This is a genomic window from Proteiniphilum sp., from assembly GCF_034927365.1.
GTDB lineage: Bacteria > Bacteroidota > Bacteroidia > Bacteroidales > Dysgonomonadaceae > Proteiniphilum.
On sequence record NZ_JAYFQD010000023.1, the window covers coordinates 19,934 to 44,176 of the forward strand.

Sequence of the window (24,243 nt, forward strand, 5' to 3'; positions counted from 1 at the left end):
TTATGGCTACCGGGAAAAAAATCCTGTATATCGTCCTTCTGGTAATCGCCGTGTCGGCATTGCCTGCGCAGGACCTGGAAAGTTTAAAGAGCGCCAGGCCGGTTTCAATAACGGGAAATATCGGGCTGAATACCTCTTTTTACCATATGTCGGAACCGACGATTCCGGTGAGGCAGACGCCATTCGCTTACGGCGTGAATGCCAACGCCACGCTTTCGGTATATGGTATCAGCATGCCCTTCTCGTTTACTTGGTACAGCAATGAGAAGGCGGGTTTTCGCCAACCGTTCAACCAGTTCGGTATCAGCCCGACATACAAATGGCTGACGGTGCACCTGGGATACCGCAACCTCTCCTTTTCGGAATTTACCCTCAATGGACATACTTTCCTGGGAGCGGGTGTAGAGGCGAGGCCTGGTAAGTTCCGCCTGGGCGCCATGTACGGCAAGTTTAATCAGTATTCCGATTACAATCTCGCCGTGGCCGACTCCATTCCCCGGATGACCCGCAGTGGCTGGGCGTGGAAGGCGGGTTACGGTACCGACAGCCGTTTTGTGGATATCTCCATGCTCCGTATCGGCGATAATCCGAAAAATTTTGTCGATAGCCTCGCCAAGTTGAACTATCCGACACCGGCACAGAATGTTGTCTTCGGATTGACTTCAAAATTCAGCATCACCCCCGAATTATTGTTTCATTTCGATGGCTCCGTAAGTGTTTTTACCGCTAACCGGAAGATAGAAACTCCTGACTCCACGGCTCAGGGGATGTTGCGTTTTGCCGATAACTTTATTACCGTGAACCATACGAGCGGCGCTTATAAGGCCATCAAGACGGGGTTGAGTTACCGGTTCGCCCCAAATATTGCCTCCGGTATCGAGTACCGCCGTATCGATCCCCATTTTCAGTCGATGGGCAGTTACTTCTTCAATAACGACATGGAACTGGTTACTCTCAACCAGACCGTCGCTTTGCTGGAAAATAAAATCAATTTGCGGGGCTCGCTGGGTTTACAACATGACAATCTGGACGGGGCCAAGAAAAACACCTCCCATCGGGTGGTGGGTTCACTCAACGGGGGATATACCCCCAACCAGAGCTGGGCGTTCGACGCATCGTACAGCAACTTCTCCACCAACCAGCGGGCATTCAAGACAGCAGGAAGCGACAGCCTCAAGATATACCAGGTGAACCATAACCTGTCGTTCACGCCCCGTTTTATGAAAATGACAGAAGCATATTCCCACATGGTCATGTTGAACCTCAACCTGATGAAACTGGACGACAAAAATAAGCTTACCGAAGAGCAGACCGACACCGATACGAGAATCGCCATGCTGATGTATAATTTGGGATTGCAGAGACTCAGGTTGAATATTACCACCGGGCTGAACTACACTGAGATGACGAATAAGAATTTCAGGAACAGGCTTACAGGAGTTACAATGAATGTGGCCAAATCGTTTCTCGACGATAAGCTGTCGCTCAATTGGAACAGCGCTATTTTGGCAAACAACATGAACGATACAAAGGGAACGATATTGAATACGGCGTTAAACGCCAATTATCACTTTTTGTCCAGGCATGCCTTGCAAGTGAATATCAATGTGATTAACAACTCGTACGGTGAATCATCCACCATCCCGTCATTTAACGAAATAAGAGGAGATATAGGATATGTTTTCAGCTTCTAAAAACTATAATTACAAACGGTTACTGGTCGTCCTGTGTGCGCTGGCAATCATGGTGAATGCCCATGCACAACAAGTCTCGCAAACCGTTACGGTGCTGCCGCCCTATTCCAATAAATTGTCGGACTATATCGCTTCACCCGGCAAAATCAACAGTATTATTACCGTCCAGTCGGCGGACAATCCAAAATTTGAAATCTATCTGCGGGGAACAATTACAAGCGCTGACGAGTCCATTATTGTCAAAACCCGTACTGATTATAAGCCCTCTGCCCCGATTGTCATAAACGCTATCCAGACACCCTCCGGCGCACTCATTTTCCAGCCTTACGCACTCACATACAGCGATATCCTCCGGATATTTGATGAGCAGCGTCTGGAATACAAGGGTATCTCACGCGCACAGGTGATGCAGGAAGGTCTGCCGGAAGGCATCTACAATATCTGTTTTAATCTGATCGACTATCGTTCGGATGAGTATCTTCTCTCTTCGTGTAGCAATCCTTTCACCGTTATGTCGGTGGAAGCGCCCCTGATCATTCAGCCGCAGAACAATATTGTTTTGCGGGGATATGAAACCCAGAATGTGGTCTTCTCGTGGACACGTCCACCCAATGCCCCGCTAACCACGCAGTATAAATTAAAGATCATCGAGTTGGGTAGCCCGAACGAGAATTATCAGGACAAAATCCGTTCGGAGGGCTATCCTTTCTTCTTCGAGACATCGGTCAATTCCAATGTCTATCTCTATTCGGCCGCCAACCCGCAACTGAGGCCGGGAAAGAGTTATGCCTTCGTGGTACAGGCTGTCGATCCCACAGGTAAGACCCCTTTCAAGAACAAGGGCTACAGTGAGGTGAATCTCTTTAGCTGCATTACGGATGAACAGAAACCGATGAGTGGTAGCCTGCCGCCCGGCAAAGAACCCCAGGCACCCGGGTTCCCGAACCTGTCGAAGATTACGCCTCCCTCTTTCATGCCATCCAAGCTGAAAGGCACACTGAAATATAGTTATCACGACGATGATAAAAAAATAACTTACCCGATGAGCAATGCCAAAATTCGTCTGGTGACAAAATACATTGTAAAATATGCCGATGGGACAATCAATGAAATAATGAGCCGCCAAAAAGAATTCGGTCAATATATTGACGGGAAAGAGATAGCTGTGGCTACCACCGATGACAAAGGCAATTTTTCTTTTGCTTTCCTGAGTGGCAGCAACGGGGAAGCGTTGAAAGACACCGATTGTTCCGAAAAAATAGCCCAATACAATGGGACCGGAAGCGAAGACAAAATTTTACTGGCCGATTGGCCGTTTGATTCTCCAAGGGGAGGCCCCAATCCGGGAAACAGTGCCATAAGCAGCGTTTCGGAAAGCCACGGCAATAACACATGCAAACTCTATCTCGCTTATGCCATTGAGATCCAGGGTGAACATGCACGGTATTATTTGAATCCCGACCAGGATTGGACATACTTTTTCGAAGTGAAAGCCGGTGAAACCAAGGACGTGGGCGAAATCACCTCATGGGTCAAGTCTGTAAACCTGAAAGTCACGGTTAAAAGTTTATCCAATGATGCTTCGACCATAAATAGCGACCTCACCTTGCCCGATATGGATGTATATGTATACCGGAAAATCAATTTCGATTATCCGCCTGTTTTCCCCGAATACGATGTTACCCCTGAAAAAACGGATAACTTCCCGGCTCCCAAAGTACAGGGAATGCATGATATGTTTTGCGTAGGCAAGGGTTTGACCAATAAAGACGGCATAGCCGAGATAAAGTCGTTGGTGCTCAGCGATCACCCCGCGTACCAATATTATATCTACATCAGGAATGATAAGGGAAATTATAATTACGAATCCGATGCAGCCCGGCTTGTCGATTTGAAGGCATTGATTGACAATATGCCAGGTGATTTGGTTAACTCCCATCCGTATGGGGAATTATTAAAGGTGAAATCGGCATCTTCATTTTTCTTAGGTGAAGCCCCGGGTTCCAATCACAGGCCAGTCAAAATGATTGTCTCCATGCCGGCTAAATTTCCCACGCTGCGCATTATCCTGACGGAAGAAGCCGGCAACAAGAAAATCGACAACCCACAGACACAAGTGACACTGAAAGAGGAATACAAGGCGGGGAACTATATATTTAAACCCGACCAGACGGGTGTTTTTGATGTAGGTCAATTACTTATCACTGATGAAACAAGATACACAACTTTTTGTTTCAAAGATGCGGGAATCTACGAATTGAAATACCTGCCCGTAGAAATGAAATGGAAACAAGGAGAAGAGAGGGAAATCGTGGGGCCTAAACGCACTGTAACCGTCAAGTCGCTCGGCTTTGCCGACACCACTTTTACGGTAAAAGGGAAGCCGCTGTACTACGGTGAAAAGTACGAGATGGCCGTTTTGATGCGGTATGGTGCGCGCTTTGAAGGTGCTGTATATGAAGGCGGAACGAATAAACCGCTGTCAGGCGCATCTATAAACGTTTTAGGTGAAACGGCAAAATCCACCACTACCGGCAACGACGGGAAATTCCGGATGGAACTGCGGAAATTAAATACCCCACGTAAAATCGTAATTTCAAAGGATGGGTATATGCCGGATACCGTTACCACGACTATCGATAAAGAGGAAAATATCCGTAACTTCGAACTGTTCAAAAAGGCCCGCCGCCTACGGGTGGAAGTGTGGTCGAATGGCCATCGGAAAGAGGGCATAGTCGTAACCCTGCCCGATGTGTTGGTAGGTTCGAAAGTGCAGCCGAAGTTGATACAATCACCGCAACCCGGATCGAAGCAGGTTCCCATTACATCCGGGGTGTTGGTACATAAAATGGCGGCTGTTTCTGCCCGGTCAACTCCTTTCGAGTGGAAAAAATACAAAACCGGTCTTATCAATTCAATCATCATCGATGCGACGAAAAATAAGGAGCCTTATAGCCTTGTTACCACCGACGATGGATATGTTGATTTTGAGTTTGTCAGTGGAAGTGAAGAGCACAACGATTTCAAGGTGGTGATTTCCAACCATCCCGAATCGCAGGAAAACTATCCCGCGACAATAAGGACCGTGACAATCCCTTATTCGGGTGAGTTGATGGGGACATTGTTGCAGGTAGACCTTCCCGAAGGAGGGTGCCTGTCGGGAAAGGTGTATCTGGGTGAGACCAACAATGAACCATTGGAAGGCATTGATGTTACCGCGACCATACAGGAAGGAGATTATACCATAAAGGCGAAAACCGATGCCTACGGCAACTATACGCTTCGGAACCTCCCTGTTGACAAGCCGTTTAAATTACAGTTTAGCACTAATAAGACCGGCACCAATTATGTAGGTCATCATGACAATCACTATCTGCTTACAAAAAAAGGCGCTGATTGCCATATCGAGGATTTTCACATGAAAACCGTGGAAGGGGTGGATGTAAGCACATTGATGGGGTTTCCGCTTGCTGTTTCAGGATGGAAAGAACAACCCGATGGCAGTTACCTGCTGACGGGTACTATTACGCTTCCGTCAAATACGCATTTCAAAGAACAAACCATTGATATTGCAGCTGTCAGTGTCAGGAAGAGTACGGTGCAGAATAACGCCGGTAATTTCCTACTCATACCGTCAACCCTGCCTTTTGTGACGGATAAGAACAATATAACCGTTGAGATGGATGATTATAAGGTTATCCTTGCCGATGGCGCTTCCGGGTTGAAGTTCGACCTTCGCGACAATCATCCGGCACAGGGAGAAATGCAAGCTACCGTGCAGATATACGGTAATGATACTGGTTTGAGTGCTAATTTTGGCGGTTACGGTTATTCGTTGCCCGATTTGTATCTCACGCGGGACCCCGGCAGTACAAATATGCGGATGACTGTTTTCAAAAGCGAGGGAACTATCAGCGCGCCTAATGGCAACAACTTCTATCTCTCCGACGGCGTCAACCAAAGCCTGACATACAGTATCGACGGATTTCCCAACAAAGCGGTAGCGCAACCGGATAAATCGTTCTTCAACAAATCCGGCGGTTTAACGCTTCAGACACGGTTGAAAGCCGCGATTGCCACCCTGAATCCTTCCAACTTTGAGATAGACGCCGGGGCCATCCGCGTATCAAAGAATGGTATAACGACTTCTAATCCTCAACCGTTTGATGTGAAAATGGGACAGTGGACACTCCGATGCCAACAGTGGGCGATTACCAACGAGGGCGTGAAAGTCTCCGACGCCACCCTTTCAACCGGTGTGGATGTGCGGATTGAAAACCTCAGATTTACTTCCTCGTCGCTCGAAACCAGCGAGGCGACCGTCCATCTCGATAAGCTGAAACTCCTCGGCATAAAAGATGTCAATATCGCTACCAATAACAAGGGGTTGACCTATAAATACCTGCACGGCGGCGTTTCGGGCTGGTCGCTCTATGCTACGCCCACGGCAGGGCAAACCACGGTGGCTACTTTGCAGGGATTGCCGGGTGTACATCCCGCCGATAGGGTGGAGTTTATTTCGGTGGATCTCAACAGCGAAGGCGAAAGTTATTTCGTGTTGAACAGCCGCAAATTCCGCCTGTTCGATATCGTTGACTTTACCCCTTTTCCGTCCACTTACATGTACGTAACCACGTCGTCGTTAAAACTGATGGGCACGTACGACTTCGGTATTCCCGAATATGAAAGGCCGGGTGGTGCGATGGGGTTTTATAAGGAAGGCAACAACCTTGCGTTTAAAATGATGGATATGGAGGCATTCGCTTTTACCCGCCATAATGTGCGGTACGACCTCACGCGCGATTATATCCTCTCTGACAAGTTGTTCATAGCCAAAGGAACGGTACATGAGCCGGGCAATCTGCCGTCGCTGAATGTGACCATGCGCCATACACCCCAGTCGACAAGGATAGACCTCGATCCGGGCCAGAAATTGCCGATGGGAGAGGGGGGAAAAGAACTGGCGAATCTCGTGGGTGGTATTCAGGTCGTCAATAAAGCATGGGACACCTTCCGCTTCGAGGGCGATATGAAGGGAATGGGCAGTATGACCACGGGACAAAAAATGAACTTCGAGGTAAAAGGGGCGGTGCAGGCAACCGGACAGGAAATCCGGGTAAACGGCATCCCCTCTTTCCCCGGCCTTTCCATTACGTACGATATGTCCAATGCCCGGTTTATCGGAAGCGCCGATTTGAGTATGAATTTGTCGGGATTGCTATTGCAGGGAAATGTGACCACGCTGATGGATAGCCGGGGCTGGTTGTTCAATGCGAGTGGCATAATAGAGATTCCGGGTATTGGTGGCGCCAATTTATACGGCCTCTTTGGGAATTATATGGATATGCCACCGGAAGTATCCTCAAAAATAGGCGATGCCATCTGTCTGCCGGCCGGTTTCAAAACCAACCTGAACGGATTCTTCCTGTCGGCAGGACTGACCAAACAGATTTTACCGAAAATCAGCTATAATCTGGGAATTGTATCCGTATATGCCGGTGTGGATGTGAGTGTCAATGCCCGTGCCTATATGTTGTTTGGGCAAGGTACGACGTTCGGCATGGGTGTCTTGGCGGAAGGACATGCCTATTTGGGTGGTTCGTCTGCCGTCACATGCACCTCGGTAAATGCTGATGCGAAACTGCAGTGCGGCATAAGCGGCGATTACAACACCCAAACGCGCCAATTCAATATAGACGGATGCGCCAGTGTGGGCTTGGTATTAAGCGCAAGCCAGTGTGTACCGCTATTGGTCGGCTGCGGGTCTTGTGTATCCGTTTCGCTTCCTACTTTCACGATAGGAACTGCCTTGCATCTGGACAATCATAGCGGATTTTCGATGGAATTGATTACCCATAGCTGCGATGAACAATGTGAGTAATGTGCCAATATGCCAATGTGCTAATCCCGATAAATCGTGACAAGTAGTGCTAATGAGACACAATTCATTTTCATTTTCAATTCTCCATTTTCAATTTTCAATTTAATTATATGAGAATTTTAATAGAATCGACTGGTCGCATTCCATTTATATGGATAACAGTCTTTATTATCAGTCTATTTCTTTCGCCCTTTTCATCTCTTTCCGGGCAGAATGAAATTGAGATAGCTGTACCCGCTCCGAAAGGGATCATTATTTTCGCGGGAATGGATCTTGCCGGTGGTGAAAAGGTCGCTTCATACAGTGTGGAACGCTCCTTGGATAAGAAGAGATGGGAGAAAATTGCCGAATGGGCTTCTCCACAGGATTGGGATGCCTTTTATGCCAATGTCAACCGATGGAAAGATGATTTCGGTTTCCAGGGATTTCCGGAGACCGACGATCTGAAGGTGCTATGGCAAAAGTGTGAAACGGCGGGCGTCATCGACAGTATGGGGTATTGGGCGGCGTCCACGCTTATCCGCCTGGCGGCCGGCATTGCCTGGTACGACCAGACAGCCATGGAGAATACCTCCACATGGTATAGGACCCGTGCGCTTGGCAAGGGTGGAACAGTCGTTTCGGAATACCATTCTATGGCTGTCCAATATCCTTACATCCCTGTATTTGATGAGGTATCCCTTGCAGAAAAGAATGTGGACAAAACGCTTTTCTATCTGAAATGGCAGTCCAAAGGAGATTTTCCTGCACCTTATTTTTCGGTTCGGTATTACGAGAACGATGAGTTGAAGAAGGCTGGAGGTTCATTTGCCGCTTATCAGGTGGGTGATATGAAATATTATCTCTATCAAGACTCTACCCGTTACTTGAAATCGGAACGGCAATATTTTATGAATCAGGAAGATTTCTATGGAAACAAAGCGGTGGCAAGTGACAGGGTGTTGGTTTCCAGTGCTTCGTTGGAAAAGGGCTTCTTTATCCATACCCGTGCCGAAAGTGATCCCAAAGGCCTGGGTGTGGTTTTACACTGGAAGATAGAAAATGCGACCTTGGCAGAGAATATCAGGATATACAGAAGTGATTTATTCGATGGAAAACCCTACGAGGAACTGGCAAGTATTCCGGTTGCCGATACAAGTTATATCGATCGTAGCGTCGTGCCGGACCGGATGTATTTTTACTATCTTGTGGGTGAAAACCGGCTGCATCACGAATCTTTCCAGAGTAACGTCTTCTTTAATGCGGGATACGACAAATTGAAGCCGGCGCCACCTTCCATCAGTCAGGGAAAAATGGTCCCGGGCGGGGTGGAGATAGCGATTAGGGCCAACGATAACCATCTCTCCGGTTTCAGGGTATATCGTAGCGATGGTAATACGGTGAAACTCTATCCCATCAGCGGATTATTAAAGATGACCGGGGATCTGGTGGTTTACGAGGATACGAGTAAGGTGTTGGCAGGAGACAGGAGTTATTTGTACGCGGCAACGGCGGTGAGCACAAGTTCGGTGGAAAGTGACTTCTCCGACACACTGACCATTCGCCCGTCCATAAAGACCACCCCGCCGTCGCCCAACAGGATATCGGCTTATGAAGAGGACCGCACAGTGAAAATTATCTGGGAAGATGTAAGGACAAGGCATCGCGCCACGAATGGTTACCATATTTACCGGAGAGAACTGCCCGACGGGAAGTTCACGACCTTGCTTTCCGAAGAAGAGACTGTTCCCGATCCGGTATTTACCGACAGCACCGCACGTCCGGAAAAGGGCTATGAGTATGCCGTTCAAACGGTAGACGATTTGGGTGGCACCAGCGAATCGATGGCGTTGTATTCCATCTATGTGAAAAAAATCGTGCTGCCTGTTCCCCCTGACGTGTGGGTGACGCAAAGCGAAGGAAAAGTAACTGTACAATGGAACGAGCCTTCCAGCAACCAGCCATTGAAAGTGAATCTCTACCGTTACCAGCGGGGTGAAAATCCCCAATTGTTGAAATCGTTTTCACTCGCTGAACAACAATTTACAGACACGAAAGTGAAGAAAGGAGAGTTGTATTTTTATTTCACCACCCATTCCGATGATGACAATAATGAAAGTTTCCGCTCGAAAGAAACCGGCATAAGGATGGAATAGATCCTCCATTTTGCCGTAACTTTTGGATCAACCCTAAAAGTTGTGGAGGGATTTTAAAAGGTTTACTTTTTCGCTTTCGGGGAATCGTACTGCTGCCATTCCGGTTTCATTCTGAAACTATTTGGCCTTTTTTATAAAATTATTCAACGAAAATAAAACTTTTTTTGAGATAATAGTGTTTTTATACAGATCGGAAATAGATTTTATCTGTATGGTTAATTATGTTTAACGCGCACAGGAGAAGTCGTTTGCAAACCGGAGAAGGTTTATCTGAAAAAGAAAAATAAAGAGGTGTCCTCTGGAGTATTTCTCTTATGCTTAAAATTCACACAAATGAAAAAGAAGAGAATGTGTATTTCGCTATTATCTTGTGCTGTTTTGAGTATAAGTCTTCCGGCAGTTTCGCAGCAGAATAATACCGCGGGCAGGGGCACCGCGCAGGACTTCAACACCACGAGAAGTAATCGTGACAACCGTCTGGCGGCAAGACCCGGTGGACCTATCGGCGGTATTATTGTCAAAGGTGGCAAAAATCCCGGTGGTCAGATGCTCACAATGACGACGGACGAAAACGGCGAATTTTCATTGGATGTTACTGAACCGGGCAATTATGTGTTCCGGATATCCAATCCACCCACGAATGAAAAAGGAATACAGGAAAATGGAATAAAAAGGACGGACGCTGTCATGCTGCGTGTGATAGGGGGTGGTAAAGGAGTTGTTACTGGAGCGGGTGGAAATGCACGGGTAATACCCGGCGGCAAAGGAATTGTTGTTGGAACGGGAGGGAATGCACGTACCTTACAGAAAGATGAGGATATCCTTATTGAAAATGGCGAGTTTTCATTGGATATACCCGGAGCAGGGAGCTACAAAATCATCATTACTGCACCCAAAAAAGAACATTGGGGTGATCCGCACGAAAACCTCAACGGAAAACATTAGATTAGAAACGTGTAAACTATGCTGTTTTCTATATCATTTTCTATATCAAGAGTATAGTTCTCCGAGTTAGGATCGGTATGTCATCATAGGTATGCCATCATTCACTACGTTGTTTACTTTTCGATAATTACTTTATTTTCCAGTAATCACCTTTATCACTACCGACATGTTCGAGAATTTTCATTTTCTTTAGCTTCTGTACTTCTCGTTCAATTGTCCGGTCTGTAACTTGTAGCGATTTTGAGAGTTCTTTTGCTGAAATTTTATTTTTCTCTTTTCCCTCAGAATCCTCAATTCTTCATCGTTTGCTTCTCCCCGTCTCGGTCCGATGCGGATATACTTTTTACATTCAAAGCGATAATCAGAAAAAGCAAGGAAAGGACTTCGGATATCGTTTCCTGTGGCGCTTATTTCTATTGCAGCCCGTTGAATGGTATCATTACATCGCAAGCCTTATAAATCCCACACATCAGCTACCCGATCTGAAAGTAGGAGAGATGTATGCCACGGTGGCGGATTATACGAAAAACGGAAGCTTTTGGGATTTCATCTGGGGAAATGTCACATTAGGACAAAAAGTCAGCTTATTATGGGCGGTCAATGCAGGGCGTTTTGTCCAGACAGCCGGACTGTTCCTCTTAGGTTCCTATTTCAGCAGAAAACATCTTTTCATCTCTACCGAAAAGAACGCTGCTTTTTGGGTAAGGATACTCATCATTTCGGCCATATCTTTCGCTCCTTTATATACCTTGAAAGAGCTGATCATGAAGAATGATGCGATCATACAACAATCAGTCGGAACGGTGTTCGATATGTGGCAGAAGCTGGCTTTTACGTTGACCCTGATCGCTTCGTTCGTGCTGCTTTATCATTATAGCAGATTCAGATTCAGTAAAGCTTTTAACGACTTACGCTACTATGGTAGGATGAGTCTCACCAATTATGTGTCGCAGTCGATTATCGGAGCTATCATTTACTTTCCCATCGGTTTATACCTTGCTCCCTATTGCGGATATGCCATTAGTTTATTAATCGGGATTGTAGTGTTTTTGTTACAACTGCAATTCTCAAAATGGTGGTTGAGCAAGTATAAACAAGGCCCTTTGGAGCATATCTGGCACAAATGGACCTGGATAGGAAGGGGGAAATGACCGGAATTATAGATAATCGTTTCATACGAACGATGTATGATGAGGTTCATAGGGTATGATCTTAAACGCTAAACTCTTAATAAAGAATTTAGCGTTTAATTTTACTCTTCCAAGTACAGATTATTTTAAGCATCTAAACATCTGATCAATACACTTCTTTTTTTGTTCCATATTGGGATGTACATATAAATTTAGGGTTGTGCTTATATTCGAGTGACCTAATATAACGCTGACAGTTTTATAATCGCAATTACTCTCTATGCATCTGGTTGCGAAGCTATGACGCAATCCATGAAATTTAAGTTCCGGCATATTCAGTTCTTTCATCAGTCTCTTATAGTAATTTCTATAGGTTCTCGGCTCTGTTGGTTTTATGTCGTTGGTCAGAATATAAAAAGAACTGTTCACCACTTTCTTTATTGGTTTTAGCATTTTCTGAAGGTCTCGGCTCATTGGTATATCCCTGATAGAATTCTTCGTTTTTGGACTGTCAAGGATAAGTTCCGTGTGCCTATCACAGTCTTCAATAATGTAGATTCTCTGTATCGTCTTATTGATATGGATAACCCCCGTTTCGGTATCGATATCCTCCCATGTTAAAGCACAAATTTCACCTATACGGATACCAGCACTTAGGCAAATATAAATTCCCAAGTTTTTGAATGTGAAGTGCTCTTGTGCATAATTCATAATCTTCTTTTGATTGGCTTTACTAAGTACTTCAATCCCATTATTTTCTCTTTCAGTTGGGAACTTGATGTCGAATTGATGGTAATCGATGAGTTTATTCTTCATCCCAAACTTTAGAATCATTTTCAAAACAATCAGAATGTCCTTGATTGTCTTTTGACTTAAACCCTCATCCAGTTTTGTGAATACAAAATCCTGAACTTCTGTCTCTACTACTTCATGTTTATTGCCGAAGATTGGCAACAAATGATTATCAATAAGAAGCTGATACGCTGATAAACTCGATTTTTTTACATACTGCTTCTTGTCCTCTTTCCATAAATTGATAATTGCACTAATTTTTGTTTGATTTGTCATAGGAACTAATTTTAATGATAATCATGGAAATATACAAAAGGATTTGAATATGGAAAAGCTGGAAAGTTCCAAATTTGAGATTTCCCGGATTTGAAGGGGAGTGGGAGGAATATAAAGTATCAGAACTGCTACAATTCTTCCCAACTAATTCTATGTCATGGGATCAATTAGAATATGGAACTGGAGATATTTTCAACCTACATTATGGATTAATTCATAAGGGACTACCGACACAGATAGAACTGAATAAATGTACCCTCCCTAATATCAAAGGAGATTTTATTCCTACTCGATATACACTTTGTAAAGAAGGTGATGTTGTTTTCGCTGATGCATCTGAGGACACAAATGATGTTGGTAAAGTGGTGGAGTTTCTGAATTGCGATAAAAAAAATGTTGTGTGTGGTTTGCACACTATTCATGGAAGAGATAAATATGACTTGACAATCGAAGGATTTAAGGGTTATGCTTTTTCTTCAAAATCTTTTCGGTCACAAATAAAAAAATTAGCCCAAGGAACTAAGATATACTCTATTAGCCCAAAAAATTTCCAAGAGTGTCATATTCTAATTCCAGATAAGGAGGAACAAAATAAAATAGGAAAACTATTATATCAAATTGACGAACGAATCTCAACCCAAAACAAAATAATTGGACAATTAGAAACCTTAATTATGGGCATATATCAGAAATTAGCAGATAACAAACATTGGAAAAAACAATATTTACGAGATATACTTACTGAACGAAAAGAAACAAGTAAAAACAATCTGCCTGTCTTTTCTGTTTCGGTTAGCAAAGGTGTTATTAATCAAATAGAATATCTTGGACGTTCTTTTGCCGCAAAAAACACAGCTAATTACAATGTAGTATGTTTTGGAGATGTTGTATATACTAAAAGTCCAACTGGAGAATTTCCGTACGGGATAATAAAACAAAGTTTTATTAGGAAAAATGTTGTAGTCTCTCCATTATATGCTGTTTACGTACCAAAAGATATACATATTGGAAGTATTTTACACTATTATTTTAATAGTCCGATAAACGCAAATAACTACTTGCATAGTTTAATACAAAAAGGAGCGAAAAACACCATAAATATAACCAATCAACGATTTTTGGATAATACGATTTTTTTACCAACAGATAAAAAAGAAATTGAAAAGATCGCCTCGTTATTAAATTCCATTAATAAAAAAATACAAATTGAAAAACTTTTCTTAGAGCAACTTGAAAAGCAAAAGACATACCTATTACAACAAATATTTGTATAGTTATATAAACATTCGATACAATAAGTAATTTCTCTGATTTGCATATTGTTCCAACATCTTCTTTTCAATTTTAATTTTCTCATCTAAAGTAGAGAGAAATGAGGCAATAATTACTTGTTCCCTTATACTTGGTAAAGATATTTTTAATTTCATAAATTCAACTTTTGATATATTATACCTCGTACTCCCTTGTGCAATTCTTATTAATTTATCTCTAAAAAGAGAACATCTAAATAAATAACTTGCAAATAATGGATTCAAAATATCAAAAGAAAAAACCCTGTATGCGAAACAGAAACTATTAAGATACATTTCACTCACTTTATCAAGTAATACAGAAGACATTCCTATTTCATCTGGTGTCTCAGAGGATACCGTGAAAAAAATATCCCCAAACTGTACTTTGTTTTGAAATTCCACTCGTGTAATATTAACGAGACCACAGTTTAGAACATCAATTATCGGAGAATCAAAAATCTGTTTATATTGAATGTAAAGTTTACCCTTCCCAAAATCTTCTTTTGTCTTTCCTGAAAGCCCATTAAATGATTCTCCAATTTCGCCTAATACCTTATCTTCCCAATTAGGAAAGTCGTTTCCTACTGTATCTTTAAAATGAAATGATCGACTGAATATCTTCTCACTTAGTTCTTTAATTAAGGACTTATATTGCTTTATTATTTTGTTTTGGGTTGAGATTCGTTTATCCAATAACGAAATGAAGGTTGCAATCTTATTTTGTTCATCGTTATTTGGAAAATGAAATTTCAAATGTTTGATAATATTCGCAGATAAATTTCCTTGGCCACCTTGGAGATAATTTTGTAAGATTTTGTCAATATATTTTAACCAAACCGCTTGTATAAATAGTTTATTCTGAACTGTACTTACGCACAAAATAGCTTGATTAATAGCTCCACGAATTTTACTTATTGCAATTTCTCCACTAGTCGCCCCGTATAAGGCTATTAGTAAATCTCCTTTGTTAATTAACTTTGCTGAAGAATTCTTTAATCCTTCTTTTGAGATATATAATTCAGTCGAATCGGAATTAATTTCTCCAGAACGTATGAAAGGAATGTTTCCGTTATAATATTTCTTTACTGTAGTTTTAGGTGTCCCTCCGGAAAAAAAAGTGGCAATGCTTTCTAATTTTTTTTCCTCCCACTCCCCTTCAAATCCGGGAAATCTCAAATTTGGAACATTGGCCTCTTTTTTCTTGTCTTGCTTCATTGCGCTCATTCTTTTTCTTACTTCTTTTGCATAGAGGATTCTTAAAACAAAAAATCAAGGAACTAATCCCAATTCTTTCAGGTACACTTCAATTTCTTCATCTAACTTGGCTCGCTTTGCTTCCAATTCCTTGATTTCGGCCATAACGGCATGGATATCAATCGGCTCTTCTTCCTGAAATGTACTTACGTATCGAGAAATATTGAGGTTATAACCATTTTCTTTTATCTCATCCAAAGATACTCGTCTTGAATACCGTTCTTCCTCTTTTCGGAATTGGTAGGTCTCGACTATCTTCTGGATATCATTTGGCTTTCCATCCTCTCCTTCACGTAAGCGGTTTTGGCGTTTCTCTTTTTCAAAATGCTCGCTGGCATTAATGAATAATACATCGTCAAACTTCTTGCATTTCTTCAGTACCAAAATACAAACAGGTATTCCTGTTGAAAAGAATAGGTTAGGGGGTAAGCCGATAACAGTGTCTATGTTATTGTCTTTTAATAGTTTTGTCCTAATACGTTCTTCTGCTCCGCTCCGGAACAAAACTCCGTGGGGGAGTATAATGGCCATCGTCCCTTCACCGGATAAGAAATGAAATCCATGTAGTAAAAAGGCAAAATCGGCAGCTGATTTAGGTGCAATTCCATAACTCTTGAAACGGAAATCTTCTGCCAGTGTGTCGTTTGGTTCCCAACGCAAACTAAAAGGGGGATTTGCCACGATAGCATCGAATTCCATCTTTTTTGCAGGATTCATTTCGTTCAGAATATTCCAGTCATTTAACAATGTATCGCCATGATGGATTTCAAACTCCGTGTCTTTTAGTCCATGCAACAACATATTCATACGGGCAAGGTTGTAGGTTGTGATGTTCTTCTCCTGCCCATATATTTTACCGATACTCCCGCCACTATCCGCTAATTGCCGGCGTACATTCAAAAGGAGTGAACCGGAGCCGCATGCAAAATCCAGCACTCTATCCAACTTCTTTTTTTCTCCTAATGCCGGATTTTGACTATCCAGAATCACGATTTTTGACAAGATAGTAGATAATTGTTGTGGTGTATAGAATTCGCCTGCCTTTTTTCCTGATCCAGCAGCAAACTGGCCCAAAAGATATTCATAGGCATCGCCTAAAATATCGGTATCGGTAGAAAATCTAGCAATTCCTTCAGCTATTTTCTGAATTATGACGCAAAGTTTTTTATTTCGCTCAGTGGTAGTCCTGCCTAATTTTTCAGAGTTCAAGTTTATTTCTGAGAATAAACCCTGGAAAGTGCTTTCGAATGATTCATTTTCGATATACCTGAAACCATCATCAAGAGTTTGTAATAACTCCCCATCATGGGTGCGTGCAAGTTCCACAATATTACTCCACAAGTATTGTGGTTTGATAACATAATGCACTTTTCGGCGCATCTGCTTTTCAAACTCTACTATATCTGCTTCATTATTTTTATACCATACCGTCAATGCGGTACTTCTATTATCTTCTTCCTGCTGAGGATAGTCTTTACCCAGTTCTTTTTTCGCTGCCTCCTCATAATTATCAGATAAGTACCGAAGGAATAAAAAAGACAACATATAGTCCCGAAAATCATCCGGATCCATTGCTCCTCTTAATTGGTCAGCTATATCCCAAAGCGTTTTACCTAATTGTTTTTGATCTTGTATTGTCATGATTGACTGTATTTTGTTATTTATTCAGCGAGAATCTCAGGAAGATAGAATTCATACTTTCCAAGAAATGCTCCCAATATATTTTTAAAAAGCTCTTTATTGTCCGTTCCCATTTCCACAGGTTCGTATATAGAATATTTTCCGTGACTTAGCAAGTTTAATGCACGTGCATATAGTATTTCATCTTCTACTCCATGAATGCATCTGGAAAAATCGTCGTATCCAAAGAACGTGGCTGTTTTTTCAAGAATACTACGCAGCATGTTGAAATGATAGGTGTTAATTCTATCTGAATCTATTGCCTGTTTCAATTCGCTTAATAATGCAACATGGTGAAAAAAGGGGGTATCATCCGTTGCCCGCAGTGTGTGTCCATCTATTCCATTCTTATGCAAGAAGTAACGTTTGCTCCTATTTTTCTTTAATTCATTGCAGACCACATTGAAAAACAGGTTGTGATGAGAAGAAATAATCGTTTTTACCTCACTAACTCCGCTTCTCAACAAATTGGAGAGGTCACTTGCTACGGCAATTGCATTATTATCATCTAATGATGAAATCGGATCATCAATATAGATATACTTGACCCAATCATAGGATGGGGTTCCGTCAATAGTCAATTCGCAAATAGCCAAGAAGATACACCAGATGAAAATATTTTCTTCTCCACGGGATATTTTGATATTACTTTGAATAACATATTCAGGTAATTCCGGATTTGACTGATGGGCTGGATTTTTAATTTGCTTACTAAAGTTGATTTCCCATTTTTCGTAATCAATTTTAAAGTCGAATTCTGCGTAACGTTCCAAATAGGCAAAAATTCTCTCTTCCAACGCCAGTTCTTTGAATCCACTAAAAAATTTCGATTTCTCGTTTATTTTGAGTACGCGTTCTGTGTCATTATCCAGATCATTATCCCAATAGAAAAGATCTTCAGTGAAAGCATTGAAATAAAGCGTGTCCGACTGTCCATTCTTCTTCCCTTTTTCTTTGAATGCCATTGACAGTCGAGTTTTCCCGGTACCATTGTAAGCGTAAAGCAATACAAAATCCGAGTCATTTAAATCATCTCGTAGTCTGGTTACAAGACCATTCAATGTTTTATATCTATATATCTTTGGCTTATTCATCGCTCTCCTTATTTACTCATATGCCGCTAATCCAGAGATTTCGCGCCCCTGCGCTTGTTTTTTCAAGTAGGGGACTAAATCTGCCATCAATGCAAGTTCTTTTATACGGCGCTCTTTCCAGCTTAATTCCAATGGTTCTAACAAGTCTGTTAGTTTTTCTCCATCAAAAATCATCCGGCCGATAATCTTGTCTGTAAAATCTTTTAGCTCTGAAACTGATAGCCCGTATTTTCCAGCAATATCCGCCAATTCTTTCTCACTTTTCTCTGTTTTAAAAGTGTCGTATCCTTCTCGTAGCGAATTTACATCGTGACCTATATTCCAATCTAAACTGTTGATATACTCAGTTAAATCTTCCTGTTCATCCATCAGGTTTGAACTTGAACTAAGTAAACTGATGACTTGATGCTTGGTCATTCTCTGCTTGGAAGGTTTCTTTTGCGTATTCTCGGCGATCAGCTCCATTATATAGTCGTAATCGATCAGAGCGGAGGCAAAAAGTACAAATTCAAAGTCGAGCTGTTGTATTTCTTCCGGTGCTTGATCACCCTCTTTCTGCTGAATTTCTCTATATTTTTTGGCTGTTTCGATATAAGAACTTCTAAAAGAACGAAGAGTATCTTCGGGTAGTATGTTTTCGATCTGCGCTCTTTGTTCTTCATCCAAGTCCGTATATTGGTCGAGCTGAGTTTTCAATTTCTGTATCTCCTTGAAATTCTTTACAAAAGCTATTCGAGCGGCATCGCCTTTCAGATTATATACCTCTTCGGGAGCGCAAACCAAATTGTTTTCTGCCATAAAAACATTTAAGTCGGCAACTGCTTTTTTAAATTTGGCAATTACTACCGGAGCAGGATCAACCAGCCATATTTTCTTCGCATCTTCATCAGATTTTTCACCGGAAAATAATGCAATGGCTTCATTCACCGCAGATTCTTGACGTCGAAAATCTAAAATATTGCCGTAGGGCTTGGTGTCATTCAGTACACGATTAGTCCGTGAAAAGGCCTGTATCAATCCGTGGTACTTCAGATTTTTATCCACATACAAGGTATTCAGGTATTTGGAATCAAATCCGGTGAGTAGCATGTCCACTACAATGACGATATCAATCTTGTTCTTATGAGGATAATCGGAGTTGCTGTATTTATGATCTTTGATACGCTTCTGTACATCCTGATAATACAAGTCGAACTCATTGATGTTGTGATTCGTGCCGTACTGTTTATTGTAATCCTTAATGATTCTTTTCAATGCCGCTTTCTTCTCATCAGGATTCTGCTTGTTGTCCTCTTTTTCTTGTTCTAAATCCTCCTGAATTTGTTGGATGTCTTTGTTCCCCTCTGCAGGTGGCGAGAAAACACAGGTTATATTTAACGGGATAAAATCCTTGTCCGTTTTCAACTTCTGCTTCTGAACTTCTTTAAAAAGATCGTAATACTCTATGGCATTATTGATAGATGCGGTTGCCAGCACAGCATTAAACCGTCTAGTATTGGTCGCTGCATCGTGCTTATCTATTATGGCTTCCACAACAGCCTGTTGAGTAATAGCTTCGCCTGGTTTGGGTTTTATATTTCCTTTTCCTTCAAAGTAATCCACATGAAAACGCAATACATTTCTATCATCTATTGCATTTGTAATAGTATAGGCATGCAGTTCCTTCTCGAATACATCCTTGGTGGTCTTGTACGAAGCGTATTCCCCTTCTCTTGAGTTTTGAGTGGCGTTCTCTTCAAAAATAGGTGTACCGGTAAAGCCAAACAGTTGAGCATTGGGAAAAAACTCTTTGATTGCTTTGTGATTATCCCCAAACTGGGAACGATGACATTCATCAAAAATAAAGACTATCCGCTTTTTGCTCAAAGACTCTAAACGTTCCTTATATTTCTTCTTGTTGTTTCCATCCAAAGCTAATCCTAATTTTTGAATGGTTGTTACAATTACCTTGTCAGCATAATCAGTAGATAGTAAACGTCTTACTAAAGTCTCGGTATTGGTGTTTTCTTCAACACTACCTTCCTGAAATTTATTAAATTCTTCACGGGTCTGCCTGTCCAAGTCCTTACGATCCACGACAAAAAGACATTTTTCGATATCTGGATTATCTTTCAGTAGGGTGGAAGCTTTAAAGGAAGTGAGCGTTTTACCACTCCCCGTGGTATGCCATATATAACCGTTTCCCCGGTTCTGATGAATGCAATTGACAATGGCCTTTACCGCATAAATTTGGTATGGGCGCATTACCAATAATTTTTGCTCGCTTTCTACAAGAACCATATATTTGCTGATCATTTCTCCCAACGTGCATTTTGGTAGGAATTTTTCGGCAAAAGAGTCTAAATGTGTGATCTTCTTATTATCCTCATCTGCAAATTGGTAGACAGGTAAGAATTGCTCATCGGCGTTAAAGCTAAAATGCTGGTTTCTATTGTTGGCAAAATAATAGGTGTTAGTTCTGTTGCTCACTATAAACAATTGCATAAAACAAAGCAGTGAGTTCGTATAACCGTTCCCAGGATCATTTTTATAATCAATGATTTGCTGCATGGCCTTACGTGGTGAAATTTCAAGTGTTTTTAATTCAACTTGAACAACAGGAATACCATTGATGAGAATAATTACATCGTATCTTTGGTTACTATTCCCTGTATTTATTCTTAATTGGTTGATTACCTCATACTCATTCTTACACCAGTCTTTAATGTTGACCAAGGTGTAATTTAATGGCGTACCATCTTCACGCTGAAAATAGTTTCTTTCACGTAACATTTTTGAAGCGGCAAACACATCAGAAGTGATAATATCCGTTTTAAGCCGCTCAAATTCATTTTCAGTCAGCTTTACACGATTAAGAGCCTCAAATTTTTCACGAAAATTCTTTTCAAGAGAATTTTTATCGTGGATATCTCTGCGATATGTATATTTGAGATCCTCTAACTTTTTTATAAACAGTTCTTCTATTTGTGCTTCTTTTGTCATAGATGCAATATTCTATCTAAAGGAGATTGTTTTAATGTTCCAAAGTTAACAAATAATCTCCAATTATAAATCAAAATCAAACTCTTAGCTTCTTCCTTTGTTATTCCTTCTCTCTTTTTTCGCCTATATACCAATTTCTTTCTTCGAGTTGCTTCATCTTTAATTCAATGCCTTCCAAATCATCTTTCAATCTTTTATGAAAGCTATCTTCTCCATCATCACCTGACACCAACCAATCAATTCTTTGGGCATAAACTGCTGCCAGTTTGCATAGTCTATACCCCTCCTTGAACTCTTGAATTGTTTCATCGGAATAGCGTTGCCAGTCTTTAGGCTTTTCCTTAATTTCTCCTTCTGATGAATATCCATAATGAATATCCCCAGAAAAAGAATCGTAGCCTTCTTTGTTTTCACGAATGATTTCTAAAATTTCCTCCGCAATTGTATCTATACGATATTGCTGATAATCAAAGTGTCCTCCAGACATAATTTATTCCTCCTATTATTTTTTTATTATCACACGATTCAAATTCTTGTAAGTGCATATAAATGTGTGATATCCTACTTAAACCTGATCATATCCGCTACTTGTAAGAAGTAGTCGTTTGACCAAATTTCCAATTCTTCGGGATTTACTACAAACCGTTGTACGTCCCGTTTTACAGCATTGATATCGGTGTGGGCAAGCCGTTCCTTTAACTTTTCAATGAATTGCTCCTTATTTAATTCAAGTCCGTCAAACTGCCGGATTCGCTCTTGCAGGTGGTCAAAGTTGAGTTCCGTTCCGTTTCTCACATACCACTCAAAGTCATACCAATCCCGTCCTTTCACCCTCGATTTCCAATTACGGAATACAAGGGCATGCATCTTTCCTGCAAATAAATCAGACAGAACAAAACAGCGTGTCATAAACGAGAAGGGTAGTAGCCGTAACTTTTGTTCGGTATCAAATTTCATAGGTGGATCAATGTCCACTTCTATTTTTATCTTGATGGATTTTTCAGTCTGAAATTTCAGATCGTATGCGGCGGTATTTTCTTTTAGAAATGCCGATTCCACTCGCCCTAACTTCTTTTTTTATCTCATAGCGGGCCAACATCTGGTCAAATATGTTCATTGCTTCAATAGTTTTAGAATGTTCTGAATGTTTACTTTCTTTTTACTGACAGCCAAACATTGTTCAAAAATATCAGGATCCATTGTATAAAACTGATCCATATCAAACCGTATATCTTCTTCCAGATAGGTTTGCATGGCCTTGACAAACCGCAGCCGAAGCTTTGGCGTATAGGTAATCAAATCGCATAACGCTTTTTCCGGAGAAGCGATTAAATAAGCATGATCCTCTTCAACAACTTGACGGATACCAATAGCGTAGTAATTGGCCGGGCAATGTATATATTCAAATCGACCTACCCTGTTTTCATAGTTTTTGGTCAGTCTTAACGTCATTGAAGCCACTGTATGTACTCGTTCAGGTATCAACCTGTAATTGCGAAGTGCTGTTTCCATCGACACATAAGAGGGGCCATAGAGGTGATTGGCGATCAATTCCTCTGATAATGATTTACCCGATATGTCCGGAGAAACGACATACATTCCCTTTTTCAAGCGGATAATAGTTCCCTGTTTTTCAAGTTCAGTGATTTTCTTATTTGGTGACTTATAATTATTCAAATTAGATGATAATACGCTAATTTCAAAAGGGATATTGCCAAACGCAGAAATAAACTTCATATCTATACAAATCTATTTTTTGGCAAAAAATAGTCATTTTTTTTATAGATAATGAGTTTATTTGTTATTTCCTATCAAAAAAGTGACGTTCCTGTAATGAGATATATCCTTAAAAGCCAACTTACCAGGTTATATGCTGGTTATAAGACTTAGCTTTTCGATCAAACCGCTCAATGAAACCACATCTATACCTTTGCTCATAGGCCAACTCTCAGAAGAGGGTGTTACCACAAAAGTATGTTCGGGATGGATATCTTTAATGGCTATATAGTTGCCTTTGGACAAGGTCGGTGAATAAGATGCCTTACATTCTATGGCAATAATTTGGTGATTGATTTGTACCACAAAATCAATTTCAGCACCGCCTGCTGTCCGGTAGAAATAGATTTCTACTTCGGGAAAGGTTCCTCGCAGATTGGCAAGCACGATCGTTTCCCAGACAGCACCAAAAGCGGGATGTCCTGAAAAATCCGTAAAAGTCCGGATACCCAACAAAGCAGACACGATACCCGAGTCGGAAATATACACCTTTGGCGCTTTCACCAGGCGCTTGCCCATATTGGAAATGTAAGGCGCTATCATATCCACCATATAGGTGCTTTTCAGCAAATCGATATAATTTTTTACGGTTTGATTGCTTACACCCAGAGAATTGCCCAGGCTGGAATAATTTACCGTCTGCCCGTTTACGTGTGCCAGCATCTGCCACAAACGCCTCATGGTAGCAGGGGTGAAATTGACCCACTGCAACATATCACGCTCTAGAAATGTGGCGATAAAACTATTAAGCCATGCAAAAGAAATCTTATCGCTTGTAGCCAGTATACTTCGAGGGAAACCGCCTCTTTCAAAGTATTTTTCAATAGAAATGTCTCTTGGCAGTTCAGACCACAAGAATGGTGTCAATTGTTTATATACAATTCGTCCGGCCAGTGATTCGGAACTTTGCATCAGTAAATCACGTGAAGCCGAACCCAGTACCACAAAGCAGCCCGGCTTGTTCCATTCGTCCACCAAACTCCGGATGAGAGGAAATAACTCGGGCTTTCGCTGAATTTCATCAATGCAAATCAGCTTATCTTTCTGGCTTGAAAGAAACCATTCGGCATCCCTCAGTTTCTCCAAATCTGAAGGACGCTCCAAGTCCAGATACAATGTCCCGGACGGGTAATCTTCCATCAAATGCTTTGCCAACGTCGATTTTCCACATTGGCGAGGGCCGATGACTGCTGTTACGGGAAAATGTCGTATGGCTTCAAGTATATCTTCCCCGTTTGCTCTCTGTATAAACATTTTGTGTTATTCTTTTATCCGATACAAAGATATGAAATTTTGATTTATAACCATGCAA

The 24,243-nt window shown here is 41.5% G+C and carries 15 protein-coding genes and 1 pseudogene; 6 read left to right on the forward strand and 10 right to left on the reverse strand.

Annotated elements, in window-relative coordinates; all coding sequences use genetic code 11:
• Positions 1-2 precede the first annotated feature (2 nt).
• The 4 genes from VB073_RS14315 (at position 3) to VB073_RS14330 (ending at position 10,655) form a co-directional block, all read left to right on the forward strand.
• Entirely contained in the window at positions 3-1,694 is a 1,692-nt protein-coding gene (locus VB073_RS14315) for a hypothetical protein (RefSeq protein WP_323404876.1), read from the forward strand.
• Positions 1,678-7,575 (forward strand): TANFOR domain-containing protein, encoded by a 5,898-nt coding sequence (locus VB073_RS14320; protein WP_323404877.1) that lies wholly within the window; start codon positions 1,678-1,680, stop codon positions 7,573-7,575. The genes VB073_RS14315 and VB073_RS14320 overlap by 17 nt, the downstream gene beginning before the upstream one ends.
• Positions 7,576-7,685: 110 nt before the next feature.
• On the forward strand, positions 7,686-9,710 hold the full coding sequence (locus VB073_RS14325; RefSeq protein WP_323404878.1) for a hypothetical protein: 2,025 nt from the start codon (positions 7,686-7,688) through the stop codon (positions 9,708-9,710).
• A gap of 333 nt (positions 9,711-10,043) precedes the next feature.
• Positions 10,044-10,655 (forward strand): carboxypeptidase-like regulatory domain-containing protein, encoded by a 612-nt coding sequence (locus VB073_RS14330; RefSeq protein ID WP_323404879.1) that lies wholly within the window; start codon positions 10,044-10,046, stop codon positions 10,653-10,655.
• A gap of 127 nt (positions 10,656-10,782) precedes the next feature.
• Here the strand turns inward: VB073_RS14330 and VB073_RS17510 are convergent, their stop codons facing one another.
• Positions 10,783-10,917 carry a hypothetical protein gene (locus VB073_RS17510; RefSeq protein WP_416349553.1) on the reverse strand — a complete coding sequence of 45 codons (135 nt, stop codon included), beginning with the start codon at positions 10,915-10,917 and terminating at the stop codon, positions 10,783-10,785.
• Between VB073_RS17510 and VB073_RS14335 the strand changes: the two genes are divergently transcribed.
• Entirely contained in the window at positions 10,868-11,806 is a 939-nt protein-coding gene (locus tag VB073_RS14335) for a DUF418 domain-containing protein (protein ID WP_416349554.1), read from the forward strand. The genes VB073_RS17510 and VB073_RS14335 overlap by 50 nt on opposite strands.
• Before the next feature lie 120 nt (positions 11,807-11,926).
• Here VB073_RS14335 and VB073_RS14340 read toward each other — a convergent pair whose 3' ends face one another.
• Complete coding sequence (locus tag VB073_RS14340) at positions 11,927-12,853, reverse strand: tyrosine-type recombinase/integrase (protein WP_323404881.1); 927 nt, start codon at positions 12,851-12,853, stop codon at positions 11,927-11,929.
• Between the two features lie 74 nt (positions 12,854-12,927).
• On the opposite strand from VB073_RS14340, the gene VB073_RS14345 reads away from it, so the two are divergent.
• A complete protein-coding gene (locus VB073_RS14345) occupies positions 12,928-14,127 on the forward strand; it encodes a restriction endonuclease subunit S (protein WP_323404882.1) in 1,200 nt (399 codons plus the stop codon).
• Here VB073_RS14345 and VB073_RS14350 read toward each other — a convergent pair whose 3' ends face one another.
• The 8 genes and pseudogenes from VB073_RS14350 to VB073_RS14385 all read right to left on the reverse strand — a co-directional run bounded on the left by VB073_RS14350 (position 14,128) and on the right by VB073_RS14385 (position 24,185).
• Entirely contained in the window at positions 14,128-15,360 is a 1,233-nt protein-coding gene (locus VB073_RS14350) for a restriction endonuclease subunit S (protein WP_323404883.1), read from the reverse strand.
• Positions 15,361-15,414: 54 nt separating this feature from the next.
• The gene (locus tag VB073_RS14355; RefSeq protein ID WP_323404884.1) at positions 15,415-17,040 is read right to left on the reverse strand and encodes a type I restriction-modification system subunit M; all 1,626 of its coding nucleotides are present in this window, start codon (positions 17,038-17,040) and stop codon (positions 15,415-15,417) included.
• 20 nt (positions 17,041-17,060) lie between these two features.
• On the reverse strand, positions 17,061-18,173 hold the full coding sequence (locus VB073_RS14360) for an AAA family ATPase (RefSeq protein ID WP_416349552.1): 1,113 nt from the start codon (positions 18,171-18,173) through the stop codon (positions 17,061-17,063).
• 12 nt (positions 18,174-18,185) lie between these two features.
• On the reverse strand, positions 18,186-21,155 hold the full coding sequence (locus VB073_RS14365; protein WP_323404886.1) for a type I restriction endonuclease subunit R: 2,970 nt from the start codon (positions 21,153-21,155) through the stop codon (positions 18,186-18,188).
• A gap of 100 nt (positions 21,156-21,255) precedes the next feature.
• Positions 21,256-21,642 carry a hypothetical protein gene (locus VB073_RS14370; RefSeq protein ID WP_323404887.1) on the reverse strand — a complete coding sequence of 129 codons (387 nt, stop codon included), beginning with the start codon at positions 21,640-21,642 and terminating at the stop codon, positions 21,256-21,258.
• Positions 21,643-21,716: 74 nt separating this feature from the next.
• Positions 21,717-22,232 (reverse strand): annotated as a pseudogene (locus VB073_RS14375) (nucleotidyl transferase AbiEii/AbiGii toxin family protein); the annotation flags it as partial.
• A 36-nt stretch (positions 22,233-22,268) separates the two neighbouring features.
• A complete protein-coding gene (locus VB073_RS14380; RefSeq protein ID WP_323404888.1) occupies positions 22,269-22,892 on the reverse strand; it encodes a hypothetical protein in 624 nt (207 codons plus the stop codon).
• Between the two features lie 129 nt (positions 22,893-23,021).
• A complete protein-coding gene (locus tag VB073_RS14385) occupies positions 23,022-24,185 on the reverse strand; it encodes an ATP-binding protein (protein ID WP_323404889.1) in 1,164 nt (387 codons plus the stop codon).
• Between the last annotated feature and the right edge of the window lie 58 nt (positions 24,186-24,243).